15 protein-coding genes are annotated in these 17,527 nt (G+C 59.1%); 12 read left to right on the top strand and 3 right to left on the bottom strand.

Going from position 1 to position 17,527, the window contains the following annotated elements:
- Positions 1-3 precede the first annotated feature (3 nt).
- From pilW to AC07VR_RS09680, 9 genes are all read left to right on the top strand, one after another.
- Positions 4-762, top strand: coding sequence for a type IV pilus biogenesis/stability protein PilW (gene pilW, locus AC07VR_RS09720; protein ID WP_495011133.1), 759 nt, complete (start codon positions 4-6; stop codon positions 760-762).
- Positions 762-1,769, top strand: a complete 1,008-nt coding sequence (locus tag AC07VR_RS09715; protein WP_495011132.1) for a RodZ domain-containing protein — start codon at positions 762-764, stop codon at positions 1,767-1,769. Before pilW ends, AC07VR_RS09715 begins: the two co-directional genes overlap by 1 nt.
- Positions 1,770-1,772: 3 nt before the next feature.
- Entirely contained in the window at positions 1,773-2,882 is a 1,110-nt protein-coding gene (ispG, locus tag AC07VR_RS09710; protein WP_494991932.1) for a flavodoxin-dependent (E)-4-hydroxy-3-methylbut-2-enyl-diphosphate synthase, read from the top strand.
- Positions 2,883-2,905: 23 nt separating this feature from the next.
- A complete protein-coding gene (gene hisS, locus AC07VR_RS09705; protein WP_494991933.1) occupies positions 2,906-4,195 on the top strand; it encodes a histidine--tRNA ligase in 1,290 nt (429 codons plus the stop codon).
- Between the two features lie 40 nt (positions 4,196-4,235).
- Positions 4,236-4,877, top strand: coding sequence for a tetratricopeptide repeat protein (locus AC07VR_RS09700; RefSeq protein WP_494991934.1), 642 nt, complete (start codon positions 4,236-4,238; stop codon positions 4,875-4,877).
- Positions 4,870-6,021 carry an outer membrane protein assembly factor BamB gene (gene bamB / locus AC07VR_RS09695; protein ID WP_494992142.1) on the top strand — a complete coding sequence of 384 codons (1,152 nt, stop codon included), beginning with the start codon at positions 4,870-4,872 and terminating at the stop codon, positions 6,019-6,021. Before AC07VR_RS09700 ends, bamB begins: the two co-directional genes overlap by 8 nt.
- A 183-nt stretch (positions 6,022-6,204) precedes the next feature.
- The gene (gene der, locus AC07VR_RS09690) at positions 6,205-7,674 is read left to right on the top strand and encodes a ribosome biogenesis GTPase Der (RefSeq protein ID WP_495011131.1); all 1,470 of its coding nucleotides are present in this window, start codon (positions 6,205-6,207) and stop codon (positions 7,672-7,674) included.
- 235 nt (positions 7,675-7,909) lie between these two features.
- Positions 7,910-9,058, top strand: coding sequence for a pyridoxal phosphate-dependent aminotransferase (locus AC07VR_RS09685; protein ID WP_494991936.1), 1,149 nt, complete (start codon positions 7,910-7,912; stop codon positions 9,056-9,058).
- Complete coding sequence (locus tag AC07VR_RS09680) at positions 9,046-9,837, top strand: amidohydrolase (RefSeq protein WP_494991937.1); 792 nt, start codon at positions 9,046-9,048, stop codon at positions 9,835-9,837. Before AC07VR_RS09685 ends, AC07VR_RS09680 begins: the two co-directional genes overlap by 13 nt.
- A 175-nt stretch (positions 9,838-10,012) precedes the next feature.
- Here AC07VR_RS09680 and leuA read toward each other — a convergent pair whose 3' ends face one another.
- The 3 genes from leuA to xseA all read right to left on the bottom strand — a co-directional run bounded on the left by leuA (position 10,013) and on the right by xseA (position 14,255).
- On the bottom strand, positions 10,013-11,686 hold the full coding sequence (gene leuA / locus AC07VR_RS09675) for a 2-isopropylmalate synthase (RefSeq protein WP_494991938.1): 1,674 nt from the start codon (positions 11,684-11,686) through the stop codon (positions 10,013-10,015).
- A 364-nt stretch (positions 11,687-12,050) separates the two neighbouring features.
- Positions 12,051-12,872: a peptidoglycan DD-metalloendopeptidase family protein gene (locus AC07VR_RS09670; RefSeq protein WP_494991939.1), complete on the bottom strand. Its 822-nt coding sequence runs from the start codon at positions 12,870-12,872 to the stop codon at positions 12,051-12,053.
- 3 nt (positions 12,873-12,875) lie between these two features.
- Entirely contained in the window at positions 12,876-14,255 is a 1,380-nt protein-coding gene (gene xseA, locus AC07VR_RS09665; RefSeq protein ID WP_494992143.1) for an exodeoxyribonuclease VII large subunit, read from the bottom strand.
- A gap of 126 nt (positions 14,256-14,381) precedes the next feature.
- On the opposite strand from xseA, the gene AC07VR_RS09660 reads away from it, so the two are divergent.
- The 3 genes from AC07VR_RS09660 (at position 14,382) to guaB (ending at position 17,495) form a co-directional block, all read left to right on the top strand.
- Positions 14,382-15,149 carry a sulfite exporter TauE/SafE family protein gene (locus tag AC07VR_RS09660; RefSeq protein WP_495011130.1) on the top strand — a complete coding sequence of 256 codons (768 nt, stop codon included), beginning with the start codon at positions 14,382-14,384 and terminating at the stop codon, positions 15,147-15,149.
- A 151-nt stretch (positions 15,150-15,300) separates the two neighbouring features.
- A complete protein-coding gene (locus AC07VR_RS09655; protein ID WP_495011129.1) occupies positions 15,301-15,849 on the top strand; it encodes a sugar ABC transporter ATPase in 549 nt (182 codons plus the stop codon).
- A 176-nt stretch (positions 15,850-16,025) separates the two neighbouring features.
- Positions 16,026-17,495 (top strand): IMP dehydrogenase, encoded by a 1,470-nt coding sequence (gene guaB, locus AC07VR_RS09650; RefSeq protein ID WP_495011128.1) that lies wholly within the window; start codon positions 16,026-16,028, stop codon positions 17,493-17,495.
- Positions 17,496-17,527 lie beyond the last annotated feature (32 nt).

Genomic DNA, 17,527 nt, shown 5'->3' with positions numbered 1-17,527 from the left:
TCTATGTCTCTGCGCGTCGCGCTGCTTGTGCTTTTCGCCAGTCTGTCGGCTGGTTGTGTTTCATCGGGTGATTTCAGTCCGATGAAAACGAGCAAGGGGCGGGACGAGGCGCGTGCGGCATACGTGCAGCTGGGTCTTGGGTATCTGCAGCAGGGGATGACCGAGCGGGCGAAAGCTCCGTTGAAGAAAGCCCTGGATCTGGATGGCTCGGACGCCGATGCGAATGCGGCCCTGGGGCTGGTGTTCCAGGCCGAGATGGAGCCTGAACTCGCTGACCAGCATTTTCGCAAGGCATTGTCCTCGCGTCCCGGTGATGCGCGTATCCTGAACAATTACGGCAGCTTTCTTTTTGAAGAAAAGCGTTATGAAGACGCTTACCAGCGCTTCGAACAAGCCGCTGCCGATACGCTTTATCCTGAGCGCTCGCGGGTTTTCGAGAACCTGGGTATGACTGCTTCAATGCTCGGTCAGCGTGATCTGGCCAGGCAGCAACTGGAAAAAGCCCTGCGTTTGAACCGCCAACAACCCCGCGCATTGCTGGAAATGGCTGAGTTGTCATTCGAAGACAGGCATTATGTGCCCGCGCGTGGTTACTACGATCGTTTTAGCCTGCTGGCTGAGCAAAATGCACGTAGTCTATTGCTCGGCGTTCGGCTGGCAAAAGTGTTCGAAGATCGCGACAAGGCCGCAAGTGCAGGCCTGCAATTAAAACGACTCTATCCCGGTACGCCGGAATATCAGCAATACCTGTCGGAGCAATGATGAAAGCGGCGCATCCCGAAGTTGTAGCAGCGACTCGCGTAAACCCTGGTGAGACCTTGCGTCAGGCCCGCGAAAGCAATGGTTGGTCGCTGGCGGAAGTGGCTCTGAAGCTCAACCTTACCGTAGGCTCATTGAGCAATCTGGAAACGGGTGCTTTCGACAAGTTGCCAGGGCATACCTTTGCCCGTGGCTATATTCGTGCCTACGCCAAGTTGCTGGGCATGGACCAGGCCGTATTGGTCCAGCAATTCGACCAATACTCCGGTACCGACGCCCAAGGCAGCAGCGTGCACAGCCTGGGTCGCATCGAAGAACCTGTACGGGTTTCCCACACCATTTTGCGTATCGTCAGCCTGCTGTTGCTGATTGCCGTAATCGGCGGCGGCTTTGTCTGGTGGCAGGATCAGACCTCCTTGCGCACCAAGGACCTGATTGCAATCACCCCGGAACACGTCGAAGTCGAAGGGGCCGATGGCACCACGCAGATTCACCCGCTCGACGAGCCGGAAGATCAAGCGGTAGTCGAAGCTCAAACCGAAGCTTCGACCAGTCTCGCTTTGCCTGAGGGCCAGCCGCCGGCTGAAGTCCAGGCCAATGCGGCTGCACCGACTCCAGGCGCTCCAGTCGTCGTAGCGCCAAGCGTACCGACCGCTGCAACTCACACCGCACCTGTTCCGGTTGTTGCGACGCCAGCTCCTGCTGCGCCTGTGACTAAACCGGTAGTTCCTGCAGCGCCTGCGGCTGCCGCGACGGCGCCAGTTGCTGGTACCGGTCAGGTTCGGCTGCAATTTACCTCCGATTGCTGGGCTCAGGTTACCGACGGCACCGGCAAAGTGCTGTTGAGCGGTCTCAAGCGCAAAGGCTCGACCGCCGAGGTCAGCGGTAAACCACCGTTTTCCGTGCGTCTGGGCTATGCCCGTGGGGCGCAGGTCAGCTACAACGGCCAGGCGGTCGATATCGCTCCGTTCACCAGTGGCGAGACTGCTCGCCTGAAGTTAGGTCAATAAGTCATGCACGGCGAATCTCCAATCAAACGTCGCGAGTCCCGCAAAATCTGGGTTGGCTCCGTACCCGTGGGCGGCGATGCGCCCATCGCGGTGCAGAGCATGACCAACAGTGACACCAATGATGTCGCAGCGACAGTAGCCCAGATCAATCGCCTGGAAGCTGCCGGCGTCGATATCGTGCGCATTTCCGTGCCGGATATGGACGCCGCCGAAGCCTTTGGCCGGATTAAGCAACTGGTCAAAGTGCCTTTGGTCGCCGATATCCACTTCGACTACAAGATTGCACTGCGCGTGGCCGAACTCGGTGTCGACTGCCTGCGAATCAACCCGGGCAACATTGGTCGTGAAGACCGTGTGCGTGCCGTGGTCGATGCCGCCCGTGATCGCGGGATCCCGATCCGTATCGGCGTCAACGCCGGCTCGCTGGAAAAAGACCTGCAAAAGAAATACGGCGAACCGACCCCTGCTGCGCTGGTCGAGTCTGCATTGCGTCATGTCGAGCACCTCGAGCGCTTGAACTACAAGGATTTCAAAGTCAGCGTAAAAGCCTCCGATGTGTTCATGGCCGTCGAAGCTTATCGCCTGCTGGCCAAGGAAATCATTCAACCCCTGCACCTGGGTATCACCGAAGCCGGTGGTTTGCGTTCAGGCACAGTGAAATCTGCCGTGGGCCTCGGTATGCTGCTGGCCGACGGGATTGGCGATACTATTCGCATCTCGTTGGCGGCCGACCCGGTAGAGGAAGTGAAAGTCGGCTACGACATTCTCAAATCCCTGCACCTGCGGTCCCGTGGTATCAACTTCATCGCCTGCCCAAGCTGTTCGCGGCAGAACTTCGATGTGGTGAAAACCATGAATGAACTGGAAGTGCGCCTTGAAGACTTGCTGGTGCCACTGGATGTTGCGGTCATCGGTTGTGTAGTGAACGGTCCGGGCGAAGCCAAAGAGGCTCACATCGGCCTGACCGGTGGTACACCGAACCTGATCTATATCGACGGCAAGCCGGCGCAGAAATTGACGAATGACAATCTGGTGGATGAGCTGGAACGGCTGATCCGCCAGAAGGCGGCCGAAAAGGTCGAAGCCGACGCGGCGCTGATCGCCCGCGGCTGATCGAACGAATTTAAGGATTTATAGTGAGCAAGTCTCTGCAAGCCATTCGTGGCATGAACGACATCCTGCCCGAGCAGACCCCCCTGTGGCGTCATTTCGAAGGTACCGTCTCGCGTCTGCTGGATAACTACGGTTACAAGCAGATCCGCATGCCGATCGTTGAATTCACCGAGCTGTTCAAGCGCTCCATCGGTGAAGTGACCGACATCGTCGAAAAAGAGATGTACACCTTCGACGACCGCAACGGCGACTCTCTGACCCTGCGCCCTGAAGGCACAGCGGCCTGCGTGCGTGCTGTGCTTGAGCACGGCATCACCGGCGGTGGCCAGGTGCAGAAACTCTGGTACATCGGCCCGATGTTCCGCCACGAGCGTCCGCAGAAAGGCCGTTATCGCCAGTTCCACCAGATTGGTTGCGAGGTCTTCAACCTTGATGGTCCGGACATCGACGCCGAACTGATCGTGCTGACCTGGCGCCTGTGGGGCGAGCTGGGCATCCGTGACGCGGTCAAGCTCGAACTCAACAGCCTGGGCACCAGCGAATCTCGCGGTCGTTACCGCGAAGCACTGGTCGAGTACCTGACGGCACGTCTGGACCAGCTGGACGAAGACAGCCAGCGCCGTCTGAAAACCAATCCGCTGCGAGTGCTGGATACCAAGAACGCCGATACCCAGGCGGCACTGCTCGATGCACCGAAGATGGCTGACTACCTCGACGAAGAGTCCCTCACTCACTTCGAGGGCCTGAAGGCGCGTCTGGACGCTGCCGGCATTCCTTATGTGATCAACCCGAAGCTGGTGCGCGGGCTGGATTACTACAGCAAAACCGTATTCGAATGGGTCACCGACAAGCTCGGTGCCCAGGGCACTGTCTGCGCGGGTGGCCGTTACGACGGTCTGGTCGAGCAGATGGGCGGCAAGCCGACCCCGGGCGTTGGTTTCGCCATGGGCATCGAGCGTTTGGTGCTGCTGCTCGAAACCCTGGAGCAGATCCCGGAAGAAATCTCCCGTCAGGTTGATGTCTACCTTTGCGCCTTCGGTGAAGCTGCTGAACTCGCAGCGCTGGCATTGAGCGAGCGGGTACGTGATCAATTGCCAAACCTGCGTCTGCAGATCAACGCCGGCGCCGGTAGCTTCAAAAGCCAGTTCAAGAAGGCCGACAAGAGCGGTGCGCTGTATGCATTGATCCTCGGTGACGACGAAATGGCCCAGCAAGTGGTCGGTTTCAAACCCTTGCGTGGCCAGGGCGAACAACAAAGCATTGCCTGGGATGCGCTTGCCGCTCACCTGGCCACCTGCGTCGTGCAGGGTTGAAGCTGTCAAACAGCCGATTTAGCGAATAAGGAGTATTGGGGTGTCGAGTACCGAAGACGAACATCTGGCGGAATTCAAAGACTGGTGGCAGCGTAACGGCAAACCTCTAGTGACCGGCGGCCTGTTGGCGCTGGTCATCGTGTTCGGCTGGCAGGCGTTTCATAAGTATCAGAGCAACCAGTCGCAAGGTGCCTCGATGCTCTACCAGCAATTGCTGGAAACCACGCTGACCCCTGATGGCAAGCCGGATGCGGCCCGTGTTGCGGATCTGGCCGGCAAGCTCAACAGCGAGTTCGCGGGCACTGCCTACGCGCAATACGGCAGCCTGTTCGTGGCGAAAGTCGCGGTCGATACCGGCAAGCTGGACGACGCGGCGAGCGAGCTCAAAGCCGTCGCCGACAAACCGGCCAACCCGGCCCTGGGCGAAATCGCGCGTCAGCGTCTGGCTCAGGTGCTGGCAGCACAGAACAAGCCTGACGAAGCGCTGAAGCTGCTCGAAGGCGATGCTGACAAGGCATTCCTGGCTACTCGTGAAGAGCTCAAGGGTGACCTGCTGGTCCAATTGGGTCGTACCGACGAAGCCCATGCTGCGTATCAAAAGGCCAAGGCTGCGCTGTCTGATGAAGCAGCGGTCGATGGCTTACAAATCAAGCTGGACGACCTGGCCAAAGGGGATGCGTGACGTGATCCGTTGGAAACATGCAGCATTGCTGGCTCTGGCCATTCTGGCCGCGGGTTGCAGCAGCAACAGCAAAAAAGAACTGCCACCGGCTGAACTGGTCAACTTCAAAGAAGAAGTTGTTCTGCAAAAGCAGTGGAGCCGTTCGATCGGTAATGGCCAGGGCGATACCTACAACATGTTGGTGCCGGCTATCGACGGCGACACCCTCTATGCTGGCGATGTAACTGGCGTGGTGATGGCGCTGGATCGAAGCAATGGCGACGTCAAATGGAAGAAAAATCTTGATCTGCGTGTTTCCGGCGCCGTTGGCGTTGGTTACGGTCTGGTCCTGATCGGTACGCTGAAAGGCCAGGTGGTAGCGCTGGATTCCAGCACCGGTGAAGAGAAATGGCGCGCTCGCGTGACCAGTGAAGTCCTCGCACCGCCTGCCACCAACGGTGATGTGGTTGTGGTCCAGACTCAGGATGACCGTCTGATCGGCCTCGACGCTGCTACCGGTAATCAACGCTGGCTCTACGACAGTACCCCGGCGGTCCTGACCCTGCGTGGCACCAGTGCGCCGATCGTCACCAACCGCCTGGCGATTGCCGGCTTGTCGACGGGTAAAGTCGTTGCTCTTGATATTCGCAACGGCGTGCCGGTCTGGGAGCAACGCATCGCGATTCCGCAAGGACGTTCGGAGCTCGAGCGTGTGGTCGACATCGACGGCGGCCTGCTGTTGTCCGGTGGCACCCTGTATGTGGCCAGCTATCAAGGTCGCGTTGCGGCTCTGGACCTGGAAAGCGGTCGTCCGCTCTGGCAGCGTGATGCTTCCAGTTATGCAGGCGTCGCTCAAGGCTTTGGCAGCGTTTACGTGAGCCTGTCTTCGGGTACCGTTGAAGGTGTCGACGAGCGCTCCACCACTGCATTGTGGAGCAACGACTCGCTGGCCCGCCGTCAACTGTCGGCACCGGAAGTGTTCTCCAGCTACGTTGCAGTCGGTGACATGGAAGGCTACCTGCACCTGCTGAGCCAGGTGGATGGCCGTTTCGTCGGCCGTGAACGCATCGACAGCGACGGCCTGCGTGCTCGTCCGCTGGTGGTGGGCGACACGATTTATGTGTATGGCAACAGTGGCAAGCTGGAAGCCCTGACCATCAAGTAAGAACTATGCTGGACCTATAGGTAGGAGCGAGCTCGCTCGCGAAGGACGTCAACGATAACGCGTACAGTCTGGATATTCGCGGTGTTGTGACGTTCTTCGCGAACAAGTTCGCTCCTACACGAGCACCAGCCGCTGCCTAGCAGCGGCTTTTGTATTTTCTGAAATAACGAAGTGGAGAGCCGCATGGTTCCCGTAATCGCCCTGGTGGGCCGACCGAACGTCGGCAAGTCCACCTTGTTCAACCGCCTGACCAGGACCCGTGACGCCATTGTCGGCGACCTGTCCGGTCTGACCCGTGATCGCCAATACGGTGAGGCAAAGTGGCAAGGGCGCTCCTACATTCTGGTCGACACCGGTGGTATTTCCGGTGACGAGCATGGCATGGACGAAAAAATGGCCGAGCAGTCGCTGCTGGCCATTGAAGAAGCCGATGTCGTCCTGTTCCTGGTAGACGCCCGCGCAGGTTTCACTGCTGCTGACCAAATGATTGGCGAGCACCTGCGCAAGCGTAACAAGCGTTCCTACGTGGTCGCCAACAAGGTCGACAACATCGATCCTGAGCTGGCCCGCGCCGAGTTCAGCCCGTTGGGCATGGGCGACGCGATCCCGATCGCCGGTGCTCACGGCCGCGGCATCACTCAGATGCTGGAAATCTGCCTGCGCGAATTCCCCAAAGATGAGGAAGAGCCGGAAGAGGGCGAAGCTGAAATCGTCGAGGAAGGTCAGGAAGCCAAGCGCATTCCAGGTCCGAGCGAAAAAGACGGTATCAAGATCGCCATCATCGGTCGTCCGAACGTCGGCAAATCGACGTTGGTCAACCGTATGCTCGGTGAAGACCGGGTTATCGTTTATGACGAGCCCGGCACCACGCGCGACAGTATCTATATTCCCTTCGAGCGTAACGAAGAGAAGTACACGCTGATCGACACCGCGGGTGTGCGCAAGCGCGGCAAGATCCACGAGGAAGTCGAAAAGTTCTCCGTGGTGAAAACCCTGCAGGCGATCAAAGACGCCAACGTGGTGGTTTTCGTGATGGACGCCCGCGAAGGGGTGGTCGACCACGACCTCAACCTGCTGGGCTTCGTGCTGGAAGCGGGTCGTGCGCTGGTTATCGCACTGAACAAGTGGGATGGCATGGAGCCGAGCGAACGCGAGTTCGTGAAGATCGAGCTGCAACGCCGGTTGTTCTTCGTAGACTTCGCCGACATTCACTTCATCTCGGCCTTGCACGGCACTGGCGTGGGCAACCTCTACCAGTCGGTGCAGAACTCGTTCAAGTCCGCGGTTACCCGCTGGCCGACCAACCGTCTGACTCAGATTCTTGAAGATGCGGTGGGTGAACACGCGCCACCGATGGTCAACAACCGTCGGATCAAACTGCGTTATGCCCACTTGGGCGGAGCCAACCCGCCGATCATCGTGATCCACGGTAACCAGGTCGAGCGCGTTCCGAAGTCCTACGTCCGTTATCTGGAAAACACTTACCGCCGTGTCTTGAAACTGGTCGGTACGCCGATCCGGATCGAGTTCAAAGGTGGCGAGAACCCGTACGAAGGCAACAAGAACACGCTTACCGACCGCCAGGTCAACAAGAAGCGTCGTTTGATGACTCACCACAAGAAAGCCGAGAAGAAGCGTAAAGACAAACGCTGATTGGGCTATGTGAAATGATCGTTCCCATGCTCCCGCGTGGGAATGCATCTCGTGACGCTCCGCGTCACCTGGACGCGGAGCGTCCATGGCGGCATTCCCACGCAGAGCGTGGGAACGATCAATTGCTGCATCGGAAAAAGGGCGCCCATGGCGCCCTTTTTCATACCTGCCGTTTGGGCTATCCTCGGGCTCTCCCGTGCCGCCGTAGAGCCGGGTGTTCAGCAGGGAATTACCCATGATCACCAGTAAGCTGCCGAATGTCGGCACCACCATCTTTACTCGCATGTCACAGCTCGCGGTAGAAACCGGCGCGCTCAATCTGTCCCAGGGTTTTCCCGATTTCGACGGCCCGCAGGCCCTGCGTGATGCCGTAGGCCGGCATATCGCCAGTGGCCACAACCAGTATTCACCCATGACCGGCCTGCCGGCGCTGCGCCAGCAAGTCGCGGCCAAGATCGCCCGCAGCTATGGCTGCACGGTGGACGCCGACAGCGAAGTGACCATCACTCCCGGCGCGACTCAGGCGATTTTCTGTGCCATTCAAGCGGTGATTCACAGCGGCGACGAAGTCATCGTTTTCGACCCGTGCTACGACAGTTATGAACCGTCGGTGGAACTGGCCGGCGGTCGTTGCGTGCACGTTCAGTTGGGCCTGGATGACTTCGCCATCGACTGGCAGAAGCTTGGCGAAGCGCTGAGTCCACGTACGCGGATGATCATCCTCAACTCTCCGCACAACCCAAGTGGCGCACTGATTACTCGCGCCGAGCTGGACCAGTTGGCGGCGCTGATCCGCGATCGCGATATTTATTTGATCAGCGATGAGGTCTACGAGCATCTGGTGTTCGACGGTGTGCCTCACGTCAGCGTGCTGGCCCATGAAGAGCTGTATCAGCGGGCCTTTGTCGTGAGTTCCTTCGGCAAGACTTACCACGTCACAGGCTGGAAAACCGGCTACGTGGTGGCCCCGCCCGCCTTGACCGCTGAGCTGCGCAAGGTGCACCAGTACGTCAGTTTCTGTGGCGTCACGCCGTTGCAATATGCCTTGGCCGATTACATGGCCGAACACCCTGAGCATGTCGAAGAACTGCCGGGCTTCTATCAGGCCAAGCGTGATCTGTTCTGCGACTTGCTGACACCTTCGCGGTTCAGTTTCACTCGGGTCGCCGGGACCTATTTCCAGTTGGTGGACTATTCGCGGATTCGCCCTGATCTTAATGACGTCGATATGGCGCTATGGATGACTCGTGAGCACGGTGTGGCGACGATTCCGATCTCGGTGTTCTACCAGAACCCACCGCAAGGGCAGCGTCTGGTACGTCTGTGTTTTGCCAAGCGCGAGGAGACGCTGCGCCAGGCTGCGGAAAAACTATGCGTGATCTGAGTGCACTACCAAATCTGAACATAGCGCTGATTCAGACAACGCTGGCCTGGCATGACCGTCAGGCGAACCTCGAGCATTTCGAGCAACTGCTCGAACAAGCCCGGGGCGCGGACCTGATCATTCTGCCGGAAATGTTCACCACTGGCTTTTCCATGGCGTCCGAAGCCCTGGCCGAGCCGGAAAACGGCCCCACCAGCAAGTGGCTGCGTAGCCAGGCAAAAAAGCTGGATGCGGTGATCACCGGTAGCGTGATTGTCCAGGCCGCCGATGGCAGCCATCGCAATCGCTTGCTGTGGGCGCGTCCCGACGGTGAAGTCTGGCATTACGACAAGCGCCACTTGTTCCGTATGGCCGGGGAACACAACCACTTCACGCCGGGCGAGCGTCAGGTGCAGTTCGAGCTCAAAGGCTGGCGGGTGCGTCCGCTGATTTGCTATGACCTGCGCTTCCCGGTGTGGAGCCGCGATGCTCAGGACACCGATTTGCTGCTGTACACCGCCAACTGGCCTGGCGCCCGGCGTCAGCACTGGAACCGCCTGTTGCCGGCGCGCGCCATCGAAAACCTCTGCTACGTGGCGGCGGTGAATCGGATTGGCACCGATGGCAAAGGCTTCGCCTATACCGGCGACAGCCAGGTGCTGGATTTCCAGGGCGAAACCCTGCTCAGCGCCGGGGAGGCGGATGGGGTGTTTCAGGTCTGCCTGAACGCTGCCGAGCTGGCGGCTTACCGGACGCGGTTTCCGGCTAACCTGGATGCGGATACCTTTCAGCTCACATAGGCGCTTCTAGATCATTCCCACGCTCTGCGTGGGAAAGCAGCCCGTGACACTGCGCGTCACATTCAGAGCGGACGCGGAGCGTCCAGTGAGGCATTCCCACGCGGAGCGTGGGAACGATCAGCCCAACAAAAAGGCCCCGAGGTGTTAACCCCGGGGCCTTTTGTATTTCAACTGGTTATGCCGCTTCTTGGGCTGGTGTCTGGCTCAGGGAGCGGTTCAGCGCGCTGAACAGGGCCTTGAAGCTGGCGGTGGTGATGTTTTCATCGATGCCCACACCGTGTACTGCACGTTCGCCGTTCACGCGCAGTTCAATGTAGGCCGCAGCCTTGGCATTGGTGCCCGCGCCGATAGCGTGTTCGTTGTAGTCCATGATCTCCACGGCAATCGGCAGACCGGCCACCAGGGCTTCCAGGGCGCCATTACCCTTGCCGCGCCAATGTTGGGTTTCTCCGTCGCAGTGAACCTCGATCTCGACTGTGCTGTGGCCGTTCTCTTCCTGCAAACGATGGCTGACCAGCGCGTAAGGCAGGTTGGCCTGCAAGTACTCGCTGTGGAGCAAGGCATGGATCTGCTGGGCAGTCATTTCAAGGCCCAGGCGGTCGGTTTCACGCTGTACCACCTGGCTGAACTCGATCTGCATGCGACGCGGCAAGTTGATCCCGTATTCCTGTTCCAGCAAGTAAGCGATACCGCCTTTGCCCGACTGGCTGTTGACGCGGATCACCGCCTCGTAGCTGCGACCGATGTCGGCCGGGTCGATCGGCAAGTACGGCACTTCCCAGAGGGTGTCCGGTTTTTGTTGAGTGAAGCCTTTGCGGATAGCGTCCTGGTGCGAGCCGGAGAATGCGGTGTGAACCAGGTCGCCGACATACGGGTGACGCGGGTGCACGGGGATCTGGTTGCACTCTTCAACGACTTTGCGCACGCCGTCGATGTCGGAAAAGTCCAGCTCGGGATCGACGCCCTGGGTGTAGAGGTTCAACGCCACGGTCACCAGGTCGACGTTACCGGTACGCTCACCGTTGCCGAACAGGCAGCCTTCGACGCGATCGGCACCAGCCATCAGACCCAGCTCTGTGGCGGCAACGCCAGTGCCACGGTCGTTGTGGGTGTGCAGGCTGATCACCACGCTGTCACGGCGGTGGATGTGACGACCGAACCACTCGATCTGGTCGGCATAGATGTTCGGGGTCGCGCATTCGACGGTAGCTGGCAGGTTGAGGATCACCTTGTTTTCAGGCGTCGGGTTCCAGACCTCGATCACGGCGTCGCAGACTTCCTTGGAGAACTCCAGCTCGGTGGCGCTGAAGGTCTCCGGCGAGTATTCGAAGGTCCACTGGGTTTCCGGCTGCCGGGCTGCGTATTTGACGAACAGCTTGGCGGCGTTCACGGCGATTGCCTTGATCCCTTCCTTGTCCTGATTGAAGACAATCTTGCGGAAGGATGGGCTGGTGGCGTTGTACAAGTGAACGATGGCTTTTTTCGCGCCGCGCAGGGATTCGAACGTGCGCTCGATCAGGTCTTCACGGCCTTGGGTCAGCACCTGGATGGTGGTGTCGTCCGGGATGTGGTTGCCTTCGATCAGGGTCCGTACGAAGTCGAAATCGGTTTGCGAAGCGGCAGGGAAGGAGGCTTCGATTTCCTTCACGCCAACGGCGACCAGGGTTTTCCAGAAGCGCAGCTTCTTGACCGCGTCCATCGGCTCGATCAACGACTGGTTGCCGTCGCGCAAGTCGGAGCTGCACCAGATCGGCGCGGCGGTGATGGTTTTCGATGGCCAGGTGCGGTCCGGCAAGTTGATGGTAGGGAACGCGCGGTATTTCGAAGACGGGTCTTTGAGCATGGTCATCAGGAAATCCTTATTGAGTTGGCCGAAAAGAGGCGGCCTGCCGTTGAATCAAATTTTCTATGGATGAAGCAGGGGACGAGGCACCGCGATTCACCCTGGCAGTCGTGCACTGACGAGGCAGAGGCTGCGGTGTTGACGACGCTGAATGAGGGTGTGAGAGGTTTTCATGCCTTCAACCCTAACCATTGGGGTGAAGGATGGCAAGCTGGTGAAAAAAATTGAGATAATTTCTGTTTTTAAGGCGTGTTTCGAGATTTTGTGGCGCTAAATTGTTCTTGTTGTTGGATTAATTGCGTTGATGTTAAAAGGTCAGCAATGATCGTTCCTGCGCTCTGCGTGGGAACGATCCCTGAATCGGCGGCGATTACGGCTGGAAGGCACCGATAAAGATCGCCGGATCAACCCGGGTGTCATTCAAACTTACGTTCCAATGCATATGTGGTCCAGTCGCCCGGCCGGTGGAGCCGACTTTGCCAACCACGCTACTGCGGGCCAGTTGCTGGCCTACCTTCACGTCGATTTTAGACATATGGCAGAACATGCTGATAAAGCCCTGGCCGTGGTCAACGAACACTGTATTGCCATTGAAGAAATAGTTGCCGATCAGGATCACCTTGCCGGCGGCCGGGGTTTTGATCGGTGTGCCAGCGGGCACGGCGAAGTCCAGCCCGGCGTGGGGATTGCGTTCCTCGCCGTTGAAGAAACGGCGCACACCAAACTTGCTGGAAAGCGGGCCATCGACCGGTTTGTCCAGTAACAGGTTGCTCGGTGTGTTCGGACTGAAGCTGCGGTAGGCGCGAATCTGTTCGGCCAATTCAGCGTCGATGCGTTTCAGATCCGCCGGGTTTGGATTGACCTGCCGCTGGTTTTTCAGGGTAATGCGCTGTTCCGGGTAGTGCTTGTTGCCGACGGTGAAACTCAGGCTGCGGCCGCCCGCACTGATCTGCTGGCTGCCCGGTTTGGCCGTCAAAGGCACGCCAACAATCGCCAGCCAGTTGTTCTGTTCCTTGATCACCAGCAACGGTTTGTCCTGATAGCTGGCTTTTGGCACTTGAGCCGAAGGACCGAGATCGACGACTGCGACGCCACCGGGCACCGGTTTGTTCAGCAGACGGGTGATGTAACTGTCGGCATGGGCGTTGAAAGACAAGCAAAGTAACAGCAGGGAGCCAAGAAAACGCAGCATGGATCAATCCAGTAAAGAAAGGGTGACAGGCGTCAGGTGATTGTCTTCGACGCGCACCTGCAATTCACCTTCGCCGAGCCTGGCCTTCAGGCGCTGACCGGTGTGGGTCTGTGCGGCGCTGCGAATGGCCTGGCCGCGCTCGTCCAGCAAAATGCTGTAACCACGGCTGAGGGTCGCCAGCGGGCTGACCACATGCAGTGTTTGCATCTGGCTTTGCAGTTGCAGGCGACGGGTCTTCAAACCTTCGCGCATCGCACGCGGCAAGCGTTCGGCGAGGCTTTCGAGGCGTTGGCGCAGCATGGCCAACTGCCGACCGGGATGCTGCCCGGCGAGGCGGGTTTCCAGGCGGATCAGCCGCTCGCGACGGATATTGAGGCTGCGCTCGAAAGCGCGGCGCATGCGCATGTCCAGGTCATCCAGACGTTGCGCTTGCTGGCGCAGGCGTTCGCCGGGATGACGCAAGCGACGCGCCATGCCTTCCAGGCGCAGGCGGTCGCGCATCAGCCGATCGCGAATACGCATCACCAGGCGGCGGTGCAGGCTTTCGACCCGGCGTTGTAGATCGCTGGAATCCGGTGCCAGCAATTCGGCGGCGGCGGAAGGCGTTGGCGCACGGACGTCGGCGACGAAGTCGCTGATCGACACATCGGTTTCATGGCCCACGGCGCTGACAATGGGTGTCACGCAGGCATCCACCGCACGGGCGACGGCTTCTTCGTTGAAACACCAAAGGTCTTCCAGCGAACCGCCGCCGCGCGCCAGGATCAGTGCATCGAAGCCGCGGGCGTCGGCCAGCTGCAGGGCGCGGACGATCTGCGCCGTGGCTTCACGGCCCTGCACGGCAGTCGGGATCAGGGTCAGCCGGACTTGCGGGGCACGGCGGCGGAACACGCTGATGATGTCGCGTATCACCGCGCCGGTTGGTGAGCTGATGATACCGATGCGTTGTGGATGGGCAGGCAGCGGCACTTTTCGTTCGGCGCTGAACAGGCCTTCGGCACTGAGTTTTTCCTTCAGTGCATCGAAGGCCAGACGCAGCGCGCCATCGCCGGCAGGCTCCACGGTGTCAAGAATCAGTTGATAGTCGCCACGGCCTTCGAACAACGAAACCTTGCCGCGCACCTTGACCGCCAGGCCGTCCTTCAACACCTGACGAACCCGCGCGGCATTCTGCCGGAACAGCGCGCAACGCACCTGGGCACCGCTGTCCTTGAGGGTGAAATACACGTGACCGGAGGCCGGGCGGGCGAGGTTGGAGATTTCGCCTTCGACCCAGATGTTGCTGAACACATCTTCCAGCAACACCCGTGCCCGGCCGTTGAGCTGGCTGACAGTCAGGACTTCGCGGTCGAGGCCGAGTCTTGCAAAGGGGTCTTTAATCATGGGGCGCATGATAAAGGCATTCGGCGGTCAATCTCCACGACTCTATGGGATCGCGCGATCCTGCGTAGCAGCTGGCGCAGCCAGCTGCTACAAGTCATCCTGAAAAGGATCAAGGAAGTCGTACCAATGAGTGTTGTCGCACTGTTAAATCAATGGCCGTTCGGCGCGGTGGAATGGCTGGTGATCGAGCTGGGCATAGCCCTGGCCTATATCGTGTTCGGCATCGCCGGCTTCGGCACGGCGCTAGTGGCGGGACCGATATTGATTCTGTTCATGCCGCTGTCGAAGATTGTGCCGCTGCTGGTGTTGCTGGATTTTGTCGCGGCGTTTGGCAATTTGTTGCCTTCACGACGCAATGTGGTCAAGCCTGAGTTACTGAGGCTGCTGCCGTGCATGGCCGTGGGTTGCACCTTGGGGGTGATTTTTCTACTCAGTCTCAAAGCCGACGTGTTGTTGCTGCTCATGGGGCTGTTTATCAGTGCTTATGCGATCTACAGCCTGTCGGTGAAAATCCGTCCCGCCCAGCTTGCTGCCGGGTGGTCGATCCCGATGGGCACGGTGGGCGGGTTGTTTGGTGCGTTGTTTGGCAGTGGCGGCTTTTTATATGCGATCTATTTGAACAGCCGTTTGCCGAAGGATGCCGCGCGGGCGACCCAGAGTGCGCTGATCAGTTGCAGCACGGTGGTGCGTTTGAGTCTGTTTACGCTCGCGGGTGTGTATGCCGAACTACCCTTACTGTTGTTGGCTCTGTGTTTACTGCCAGCAATGGCGCTGGGGCTGTTGATCGGTCGCCGATTGACCATGAAGCTGTCCCGGGACGCCTTTGTGCGGCTGGTGACCTGGCTGGTACTGGCCAGCGGCATTGCCTTGATCACTCGTTATCTGAGTACTTGACCTGATGGTGTCAGGGATTAAGCTGCCGGCCGCCAGATCCATTCGCGGGCAAGCCTTGCTCCTGCAGATTTATCGATTCATGCAGGAGACTCGCCGGCGAGACGGCTGACCGGACAACGCAAAAATCTCATTCATCGCTTCAGGCCCCACCATGAACTCCCAAAGCATCATCGTCCCGAAAATTTCCACACTGCCGGTGCACGAACCCCGAGCGCGGGCGATCGTGCGTTGGCTGGTGCGCAAGAACATCATCGAAGAAGAACTGACCACCTGCGGTCGTACGGGCAACCGCATGGCCCATGCGATTGCGCCGGGGGCTTGCAGCGTGGTGCTGCACCCTGAGGCGTTACCTTTCGGTGAGCCGGTGAATGGTCTGGAGATCATCACCAAGCGCTGCATCTATACACCGGCCAAAGGCTTTCTCGAAGAAGCCGGCTGTGCTGAGTGCCGAAAAGAAGTGGGTGAAGCCCTGTTCGACAGCCTGGAAGACTGGATGCCCGGACGCACGGATAACTTCACCTGCCCGGAATGTGGCCATGAAGACGACATCAACGGCTTTCTGTTTTTGCAGGAATGCGGTTTTTCCAATCTGGGCTTCATCTTTAATAACTGGGCCGAAGCGGGATTCAAACAGAGCTTTCTCGATGAGTTTGCCGAATGGCTTGATCAGCCGGTGACCTGGGTCAAGGTCGAGCTTTAACCAGGTTAGAACAAAGTCGCTCCTGCAGGAGCGAAGCTTGCTCGCGATGCAGACGCTGCGGTCTTCAAATGACCCTCCCATCACCCCGCCGATAATAGGCAGAGTTTTACATTGAGCCGAAGGGGGTGTCTGAGTATAATGGCGCGCTTCCATTTTCCCGCTCGGGAGCCCCCGCGATGCTGCGTATCAGCCAAGAAGCTCTGACCTTCGACGACATTCTCTTAGTGCCCGGTTATTCCGAGGTTCTTCCTAACGAAGTCAGTCTCAAAACCCGTCTTACCCGTGGCATCGAGCTGAATATTCCACTGGTTTCCGCCGCTATGGACACCGTCACTGAAGCCCGTCTGGCAATTGCCATGGCTCAGGAAGGCGGCATCGGCATCATTCACAAGAACATGACCGTCGAGCAGCAAGCTGCCGAAGTGCGCAAGGTCAAGAAGTTCGAAGCCGGCGTGGTCAAGGACCCGATCACCATCGAGGCTGACGCCACGGTACGTGATCTGTTCGAACTGACCCGCATGCACAACATTTCCGGCGTTCCGGTGCTGCACGATGGCGACCTGGTCGGCATCGTCACCTCCCGTGACGTGCGTTTCGAAACCCGTCTGGAAGCTACCGTTCGTGAAGTCATGACGCCGAAAGAGCGTCTGGTCACTGTTCGCGAAGGCGCCAACAAGAACGAAGTCCGCGAGCTGCTGCACAAGCACCGCCTGGAAAAAGTCCTGATCGTCGACGACAAGTTTGCCCTCAAAGGCATGATGACCGTCAAAGACATCGAAAAAGCCAAGGCCTACCCGCTGGCCAGCAAGGACGACCAGGGTCGTCTGCGTGTCGGCGCTGCGGTCGGTACCGGTAAAGACACCGGCGATCGCGTCGCGGCACTGGTTGCTGCCGGCGTTGACGTGGTGGTGGTCGACACCGCCCACGGTCACTCCAAAGGCGTGATCGACCGCGTTCGCTGGGTCAAAGAGAACTTCCCTGAAGTCCAGGTGATCGGCGGCAACATTGCCACCGGCGCTGCTGCCAAGGCCCTGGCCGAAGCCGGCGCTGACGCGGTCAAGGTCGGTATCGGCCCTGGCTCGATCTGCACCACGCGTATCGTTGCCGGTGTTGGTGTGCCGCAAATCAGCGCCATCGCCAACGTCGCCGCTGCCCTTGAAGGCACTGGCGTCCCTCTGATCGCCGACGGCGGCATCCGTTTCTCCGGTGACCTGTCCAAGGCCATCGTTGCCGGTGCTTCCTGCGTGATGATGGGCTCGATGTTCGCCGGTACCGAAGAAGCTCCAGGCGAGATCGAACTGTTCCAGGGCCGTTCGTACAAGGCATACCGTGGCATGGGTTCGCTGGGCGCCATGTCCCAGGCTCAAGGCTCCTCCGACCGTTACTTCCAGGACTCCTCCGCGGGTGCCGAGAAGCTGGTTCCGGAAGGCATCGAAGGGCGTGTTCCGTACAAGGGCACCCTGAGCGCCATCATCCACCAGCTGATGGGCGGCCTGCGTTCTTCGATGGGTTATACCGGTAGCGCCAACATCGAAGAGATGCGTACCAAGCCAGAGTTCGTGCGCATCACCGGCGCCGGCATGGCTGAATCGCATGTCCACGACGTGCAAATCACCAAAGAAGCGCCAAACTACCGCGTAGGTTGATGCTTCCAGCAAAACGTTAAGTAACCGGGGCT

The sequence above is a fragment of the Pseudomonas sp. GW821-FHT02H09 genome, assembly GCF_059421425.1.
Note: the sequence above shows the minus strand (reverse complement) of the source record. Positions and strands in the feature narration are given on the sequence as shown.

Excerpts from the sequence above, each read along its gene's own strand:
- AC07VR_RS09655 (WP_495011129.1), top strand. The coding sequence starts at position 15,301 with ATGAACTCCCAAAGCATCATCGTCCCGAAAATTTCCACACTGCCGGTG.
- AC07VR_RS09715 (WP_495011132.1), top strand. The coding sequence starts at position 762 with ATGAAAGCGGCGCATCCCGAAGTTGTAGCAGCGACTCGCGTAAACCCT.
- der (WP_495011131.1), top strand. The coding sequence starts at position 6,205 with ATGGTTCCCGTAATCGCCCTGGTGGGCCGACCGAACGTCGGCAAGTCC.
- AC07VR_RS09660 (WP_495011130.1), top strand. The coding sequence starts at position 14,382 with ATGAGTGTTGTCGCACTGTTAAATCAATGGCCGTTCGGCGCGGTGGAA.
- xseA (WP_494992143.1), bottom strand. The coding sequence starts at position 14,255 with ATGATTAAAGACCCCTTTGCAAGACTCGGCCTCGACCGCGAAGTCCTG.
- ispG (WP_494991932.1), top strand. The coding sequence starts at position 1,773 with ATGCACGGCGAATCTCCAATCAAACGTCGCGAGTCCCGCAAAATCTGG.
- bamB (WP_494992142.1), top strand. The coding sequence starts at position 4,870 with ATGCGTGACGTGATCCGTTGGAAACATGCAGCATTGCTGGCTCTGGCC.
- AC07VR_RS09685 (WP_494991936.1), top strand. The coding sequence starts at position 7,910 with ATGATCACCAGTAAGCTGCCGAATGTCGGCACCACCATCTTTACTCGC.
- AC07VR_RS09670 (WP_494991939.1), bottom strand. The coding sequence starts at position 12,872 with ATGCTGCGTTTTCTTGGCTCCCTGCTGTTACTTTGCTTGTCTTTCAAC.
- pilW (WP_495011133.1), top strand. The coding sequence starts at position 4 with ATGTCTCTGCGCGTCGCGCTGCTTGTGCTTTTCGCCAGTCTGTCGGCT.
- AC07VR_RS09680 (WP_494991937.1), top strand. The coding sequence starts at position 9,046 with ATGCGTGATCTGAGTGCACTACCAAATCTGAACATAGCGCTGATTCAG.
- guaB (WP_495011128.1), top strand. The coding sequence starts at position 16,026 with ATGCTGCGTATCAGCCAAGAAGCTCTGACCTTCGACGACATTCTCTTA.
- leuA (WP_494991938.1), bottom strand. The coding sequence starts at position 11,686 with ATGACCATGCTCAAAGACCCGTCTTCGAAATACCGCGCGTTCCCTACC.